The sequence below is a fragment of the Aerococcus sp. 1KP-2016 genome (assembly GCF_002252085.1).
In the GTDB taxonomy this organism is placed as follows: domain Bacteria; phylum Bacillota; class Bacilli; order Lactobacillales; family Aerococcaceae; genus Aerococcus.
This window is the reverse complement of sequence record NZ_NEEY01000018.1, coordinates 26,230-33,576: the sequence shown is the minus strand read 5'-3', so window position 1 is coordinate 33,576 and position 7,347 is coordinate 26,230. Positions and strand designations below refer to the sequence as shown.

7 protein-coding genes are annotated in these 7,347 nt (G+C 37.7%); 5 read left to right on the top strand and 2 right to left on the bottom strand.

Annotation, left to right across the window (positions count from 1 at the left end):
• The first annotated feature begins 263 nt into the window (after positions 1-263).
• The 4 genes from B9P78_RS04950 (at position 264) to B9P78_RS04940 (ending at position 4,197) form a co-directional block, all read left to right on the top strand.
• Entirely contained in the window at positions 264-1,397 is a 1,134-nt protein-coding gene (locus tag B9P78_RS04950; RefSeq protein ID WP_148138581.1) for a DUF4357 domain-containing protein, read from the top strand.
• A 214-nt stretch (positions 1,398-1,611) separates the two neighbouring features.
• Positions 1,612-2,346 (top strand): oligosaccharide flippase family protein, encoded by a 735-nt coding sequence (locus B9P78_RS10160; RefSeq protein WP_233487724.1) that lies wholly within the window; start codon positions 1,612-1,614, stop codon positions 2,344-2,346.
• On the top strand, positions 2,334-3,434 hold the full coding sequence (locus B9P78_RS10155; RefSeq protein WP_233487723.1) for an oligosaccharide flippase family protein: 1,101 nt from the start codon (positions 2,334-2,336) through the stop codon (positions 3,432-3,434). The genes B9P78_RS10160 and B9P78_RS10155 overlap by 13 nt, the downstream gene beginning before the upstream one ends.
• On the top strand, positions 3,424-4,197 hold the full coding sequence (locus tag B9P78_RS04940; protein WP_094518414.1) for a pseudouridine synthase: 774 nt from the start codon (positions 3,424-3,426) through the stop codon (positions 4,195-4,197). The genes B9P78_RS10155 and B9P78_RS04940 overlap by 11 nt, the downstream gene beginning before the upstream one ends.
• Positions 4,198-4,272: 75 nt before the next feature.
• Here B9P78_RS04940 and B9P78_RS04935 read toward each other — a convergent pair whose 3' ends face one another.
• Entirely contained in the window at positions 4,273-5,304 is a 1,032-nt protein-coding gene (locus B9P78_RS04935) for an MFS transporter (RefSeq protein WP_094518413.1), read from the bottom strand.
• A gap of 33 nt (positions 5,305-5,337) precedes the next feature.
• Positions 5,338-5,502 (bottom strand): hypothetical protein, encoded by a 165-nt coding sequence (locus tag B9P78_RS09795; protein ID WP_158520576.1) that lies wholly within the window; start codon positions 5,500-5,502, stop codon positions 5,338-5,340.
• A gap of 435 nt (positions 5,503-5,937) precedes the next feature.
• Here B9P78_RS09795 and pepV point away from each other — a divergent pair, with 435 nt between their 5' ends.
• Complete coding sequence (pepV, locus tag B9P78_RS04930; RefSeq protein ID WP_094518412.1) at positions 5,938-7,344, top strand: dipeptidase PepV; 1,407 nt, start codon at positions 5,938-5,940, stop codon at positions 7,342-7,344.
• The last annotated feature ends 3 nt before the right edge of the window (positions 7,345-7,347 follow it).

Sequence of the window (7,347 nt, the reverse complement as noted above, 5' to 3'; positions counted from 1 at the left end):
GGCTTTATGCCATCAATCATATGTTTTTTCACTCCTTCTCTGATATCTCTTCTCATTCCTATTCCACTCCAATTCTATAGGGGATAAGAAGAGTATATAAAAAATGTAGGAAAACCAACAATTTTACATTGTCATTTTCCTACATTTTATAACTGTTCTTTACAATTTATCAAGCATTTAAAGAATATTGGCTTTCCGAACATGGAATATCGTCTGAAATAAGTCTGTTAGAAAAACTAGTGCGATTTGGCAAATACTTTAACTTGTTATACTTAACAGATCCAAAGGGAAACTATAAAGAAATTATTGCTGATTTCCAGAGTATTGACAGCAAAATGTCAGCACCATTAGTTCTAGGAATATCAGAAATGTTTCATCATGATAAATTGATTTCAGAAAGTCAATTCTACGAAATTATTGAGATAATTAATAATTATCAAATTAGACGATATTTTAATAATGATGCCACAAGTAGAATTAATAAAATCTTTCCAACGGCTTTAAAAAATATAAGAAATTACGCTGAAGAGTACGGTTATGAACACATTGTAGATATCGTAATTTTTGTTTTGATAACAAAAAATAGAAATAATCAGATGGCATTGCCAACAGATAAATCTTTAAAATCTAATTTTCAGATGGCTAATGCTTATGCAATGAGACTAACGCGATGGTTGTTAGAAAAAATTGAAAATAAGGATAATTCCGCTAAATTAGATATGTCTAGCCTTTCAATTGAACATATCATGCCACAAACGGAAAATGAGTATTGGACTGAAAAAGCAGGAGTTTCGGGCGAAGAATATACTGAAATAATTAATACAATTGGTAATTTAACATTAGTAGCAAAAGTTGATAATTCTAAGGCTGGTAATCTTAATTTTGATAGGAAGAAAAAAATTTTTGAAAACACATTACATATCAAGATGAACAAAAATTTATATCAATATACAGAATGGAATGCAGATTTTATAGAGAGGCGAAGTAACGATATTGGTGACAAATTAATATCAATGTATCCATACTTAAGGTCGAAAGCGAATTATGATCATAATATTGAGAGAAATATTTTTATCAATTGGCATAACATTCAGGCAAGTGGATACTTAAATAAAGATGAATCGGTTACTGTATATGCTGGTTCTCAAGTAAATATTGACGCTGAAAAAAATAATGCTGATAATTTAAAAGAAAATAGGCAAAAATTAGTAGAAGAAGGGATTGTGGTACAGACGCCCACTTCAAGATATTTTGCTGAAGATTACACTTTTAAAACGCCATCAGGTGCTGCCGCATTCATAATAGGTGGTAGCAAAAACGGATGGGAATGGTGGAAAGATATTCACGGTACCAAAATTAATGAGTCCTTACGTGTCATTAAAGAGGATAATAAATAATTTTCTCCAAACGGCCAGAATTTTTTCTGGTCGTTTTTGCTTTATAGGGGTATGCTTGTATAGATGGCACTGTTAGCTATCAGGTTTATTGAATCTTTAAGTGTTTTTAAATGTGATTCAATTGAAATGCTTGGCTTTATTGTTTAGAATGAAAGCTAAGTGTTTTTCGATATGGAACAAATCAAAGAATTTAAATAATGAGGAGTAATTCAGTATGGGTGTAGATGATCCGAATATGCGTCGGAACCATGAAATAGAAGATACTGTCGTTTTGGTGGCAGATGAAGTACCGGCTGAACCACAGCCTATGAAACAATCTGCGTCAGCGCAGGAGAAGATGAACACAGGAGCGGCTTGGATGTCAGCGGCTTCGATGATTTCACGTATTTTAGGGGTATTATATGTGATCCCCTGGTATCGCTGGATGGGGAACCCGCAAATAGCCAATGAAGCCAATTCTTTGTTTAATATTGGTTATAACTATTATGCGATTTTCTTATCGATTACCATTGCGGGGGTACCTGATTCTATTGCCAAACAAATGGCGTATTATAATGCGCGCGGTCAGTATAAAACGGGACGTCGCCTATTTCGTTCCGGTTTAATTTTAATGTCAATGACGGGAATTCTCGGGGGGATATTATTATGGACCTTCGCATCGCAATTGGCTCAATCAACGCCGGCGCGAAATTTTGAGTCAGTCGTCTTGACCATTCGTTCATTGGTACCAGCACTTGTGATCTTACCGACAATTTCGGTTATCCGCGGTTACTTCCAGGGGCATCAAGATATGAAACCGTCTGCGATGTCACAAATTGCAGAACAAATTTTGCGTGTAATCTACATGCTTGCAGCGGTATACATTATCCGTATTATTCGCGGCGGTGATATGGTCTTAGCCGTGACCCATTCCACTTTTGCAGCCTTCATTGGTGCTTGGCAGCCCTAGCAACCCTAGCGTATTTCTTTTCCAAATATAGAAAAGTGTATGCCAAGGAAGAGGCTTTGTACGCGGTGGAGGAAGAGGCGGATGTGTCGACAGTTCGCTTATTGATTGAAATTATTTCAATTGCGATTCCGTTCATCATTTCCGGTTCGGCAATAGAATTGTCGCGCTTGATTGATTTGAATACCTATATGCCAATTATGGAGCGGGTTTCTGATTTATCTCGCGACCAGCTGATTAATGAATACGCGATTTTCGGTGCCAACGCGAATAAATTGGTGACCATCATCGTGTCGCTTGCGGTTGCTATCGGGTCAACGTCAATTTCCGTTATTTCCGCAACCTTCTCTGAAGAAAAACGTAAGATTGAGGATAAAATGGCAGACAGACGCCATCCGCGACGGTCCGACCGCCGTGCCAACCACGACTTCCCTGATACCAAGGCGCTAGTCATGCATAACTTGAAGCTATTTACTTTGGTTATGTTGCCATCAGCCATTGGTATGGCAGTTCTTGCTGAGCCTGTATATGCCTTTATCTATTCGTATGATCCAATGGGTACGTCATTACTACAATTATCGGCTTTTGTAGCCATCACTATGGGGTTATTTGCGGTATTAGTAGCTATGATGCAATCGATGTCCTTCTTTAAGGAAGCAATTTTTGGCTTACTAGTGGGGATGATCATTAAGTTGGCATTACAATTGCCAATGCTTGCTTTCTTCGGGACACCGGGTGCCCAAATTGCGACTGCCATAGCCTTTGTCGCTATTGCAGCCTTTTATCTATGGCGATTACACGTCCGCATTAATTTCTCAGTTGCCGAATTATTCGTCCAAATCAGAGGCATTGTGATTTTAGCTGCTGCAATGGGTGTTGCAACATGGCTAGTGAATCAATTCTTACGTCGCTATATCTTGTCACCAGAACACTCGCTTTTCCAACAAATTCTCCAAATGGTGATTGTTGCGGCAGTCGGTATCTTGGTATATGGTATCGGCGGTCTTCGCTTTAAAATCTTGGACATCTTACTAGGTGACAAGGCCAAACGCTTACGAGCAAAATTAGGAATGAGTAAATATGACCAATAAAAATATCAAAACGAACCAACGACTTGACCGGTTTGTCGCGAGTATGACGCCATATTCGCGTACCGACGTCAAAAATCTAATTAAGCAATCTGCAGTATATGTGAATGGCACACCAGCTAAAAAGGCCAACCAAGCAGTGAATGTAGAAAATGACATTGTAGAGGTAGATGGACAAGTAATTGCCTATGAACCATTTGTCTATATCATCCTTCACAAACCAGAGGGGGTTATCTCCGCAACGGAGGACAATCGCTGGGAAACAGTGATTGATCTATTAGATGAGGAAACTGTATTAACCTATGAGCCTTTTCCAGTAGGTCGCTTGGATAAAGATACCACCGGGCTTTTGTTGATTACAAACGACGGTCAATTCAACCACGACTTAATGTCGCCACGCAAACATGTGGATAAAGAATATGCTGTCTTAGTCGACGGTTTACTGGATGAAAGTCACATTCAAAAATTCGCCAAGGGTTTGAATATCGGCCAAGGCGATATCACCAAGCCAGCTGAATTGTTTATTGACCAAGTCGATGTAGAAAGTGGTGAATCACTCGCCCGTGTTGTCATTTCAGAGGGTAAATTCCATCAAGTGAAGCGCATGTTCGAAGCCATTGACTGCCAAGTACTACAATTGCATCGTCAACGAATTGGTCAGTTGGTCTTACCAGAAGAACTCGAAGCAGGCGAATACGTCCAAGTAAATGGAGATGCCTTGCGTAAGGCTATATTCGACGGACAACCATTAGATATATTTGAATAAAAGATTGAATAGAGTAGCGATTATTTGTCGCTACTTTTTATGTTTTTTTGTAGAAATAACGATTGGAATAGGGGGTTAAGTTTTTTCGCTGTAAAGTGAGTATACTTGGCCATCTTGACGATGATGTGTTTCGATTTCAATGTTATCAATAACGTCAGTAATGATTGCCCAAATTACAACATTAAAGCTGAAGAATCCAAACATACCGACACCTGCAATGGCCATAAATACCAATACGTTTTCGGGACGGATAAAGAATAAGCTACCAAATGCTAATGCACTTAGTCCGAAAGCTAAAATCCCGAATTCTTTTTTACCAATCTTATTAGCAATGATTGGAGCGATTGGGGTAGCGATTACTAAAGCGATAATAGGGTTAAGTATGTTAAATTGAGATAGAGCATCTGAAGAATTATATACGTTAGGGAATAAGTAGTTATTGATTGAAGAAATCATTAACTGACCTAAGATCATAAACAGAGCAGTGAAAATGATTCCGATAAGTGAACGGTTTTTCAATGCACCAAATGTACCTTTAATGGTAATGAATAATTCTTTTACGAAGCCTTGTTTTTCTGTGTGATTTTCGTCAACAGAACCTGCATCAACATCAACGCGTTCAGTCGTTAGCTTGTAGCAGAAGAAGTAGAATAATACGGCTAATAGTGAGAAGGCACCGGCTAGAATGGTAAAGGTGCTATCAGTTTTCACAATTTCTTGTCCGTTAACGGTTTTATAGATGATTAAAGGTGTAACTGAACCGATAACTAATTGCGCAATGGTTGCCCCCATTGAGCGGAATTGTGATAATTGTGTACGTTCAGTTGGATTACTTGTAATGGCTGCTTGCATAGAACCATAAGGGATATTAATCGCTGTATAGAATATTGACCCATACAACAGGTAAGTAATATACATATAGACAATTTTAAAACCCATACCCATATCTTGTAGACCAGTTTGATAAATTAGGAAACTGGTAATTGCTACTGGACCAGCCATACGTCGAATCCAAGGTCTAAATTTACCTTCATTTGTTCTTGGTGACTTATCAACGATAATTCCCATGCCGACATCTGTAAAGGCGTCTACAAAGCGGGCAATCATTCATAGTAGCCCAACTTGAGCAGCGTCTACGCCCTAAACTTCCGTATAGAAGACCATAAGAAACATGGATTGAAGCATGAAGCTCATGTCGTTACCTAAATCGCCAAACATGTAACCAATCTTATCACGCATACTGAAAGGGCGGACGTCATCTTCTGTGTGTGTAATGATTTCTTTTGTTGAAGTACCTTGTGCCATTATTTTCCTTCTTCTGGTCTTTAGCTAAAAACCAAAAACTTTTATAAAAAAACGCTTACAAATAATTGCAAAAATTAACTTGTGATAACCTTCGCGTACAGGTGTCAGAATGCTTTGTGATAATGAAAGCTTTTAAAATAAAGAAATTATAGACCATAAATATTAAAAATGTAATCGTTTTATTGTAAATTTTGCTAAAACCATATAAAAACTGGAAATATTATCAGATATTTCGCCTAAATATGTGAAAAAAGTACAAGAAATGTATCCGATTTCATAAATGCAAAATTTTGTTGCGACTAGTGAAAGGTTGCAAATTTTTCCTTTTTGTCTTGATAAAACCAATCTACTTACAATTTAATAGTCGAATGAAGTGAGTTACAAGCAAAAATGTGGTAAGATAAGTAACGTAGATAAATAACTAGGAGGATTCTTATGACAATTAATTGGCAAGAAGAAATCAACAATCGTAAAGATGATTTAATGAAAGACTTATTCACTCTATTAAGTGTAAATAGTGTCCGTGACGACAGTAAGGCAACTGCTGATGCGCCAGTGGGACCAGGTCCAAAAGAAGCATTAGAAGTATTCTTAAAAATTGCTGACCGTGATGGATTTACAACGAAGAATATTGATAATCTTGCAGGTCATGCAGAATATGGTGAAGGTGATGAAACGTTAGGTGTGTTAGCACACGTTGATGTTGTACCTGTTGATGACAAATGGGACACTGATCCATTTAAACCTGAAGTGCGCGATGAACGTATTTATGCGCGTGGTGCTTCAGATGATAAGGGTCCTTTAATGGCTGCTTACTACGGCTTGAAAGTAATCAAAGAATTAGGTTTACCTGTAGCGAAACGTGTTCGCTTTATCGTTGGTACTGATGAAGAAAGCGAATGGAAGGGTGTAACACGTTATTTTGAGGTTGAAGATAAACCTGACTTTGGTTTCTCTCCAGATGCTGATTTCCCAATTATTAATGGTGAAAAAGGTATGTATTCTGCTAAGTTACTTTTTGAAAAACGTAGCGACAAATTAGTTTCATTTGAAGGTGGCCTTCGTGAAAACATGGTACCAGGTGAAGCACATGCAGTAGTAACTGGTATTAAAGAAAATGCTGATCAAATTATTGCAGATTTCCAAGCAGCAAATCCTGATATTACCATTATCACAAGCCAAGATAACGATGAATACACTATTTCAGTTGAAGGTAAAGGGGTACATGCGATGAACCCAAGTATTGGTTTCAATGCTGCTACTTTCTTAGCAAAATTATTACTTCAATTAGATGATGATTTAGCTAAAGATGATATTTTACGTTTCTTAGGTGAATTGGTACACGAAGACTTCTATGGTGAACGTCTAGGTATCGCTCATGAAGATGAAATTATGGGTACTGTAACGGTAAACCCAGGTTTAATTGGCGAAGAAGATGGTAAATTGTACACTGTATTAAATATCCGCGTACCTCGTGGCAAAGAATACAGTGAAATCGATGCAACTTTTGCAAAACATGGTGAAACTTACCATTACACATTTGTAGATGGTACAAAGACAAACAAAAAACCTCACTATGTACCAGCTGATGATCCATTGGTTCAAACTTTACTAGCTGTATACGAAAACCAAACTGGTGAAAAAGGCCACGAACGTTCAATCGGTGGTGGTACATACGGTCGTCTATTGGAACGTGGTGTAGCTTATGGTGCTTTATTCCCAGATTCAATTGATACCATGCACCAAGCAAATGAATTTTTAGCCGTACGTGATTTATTACGTTCAGCTTCAATTTATGCTGAAGCAATCTACGAATTGATTAAACCAGAAGAAGCAAAATAATCT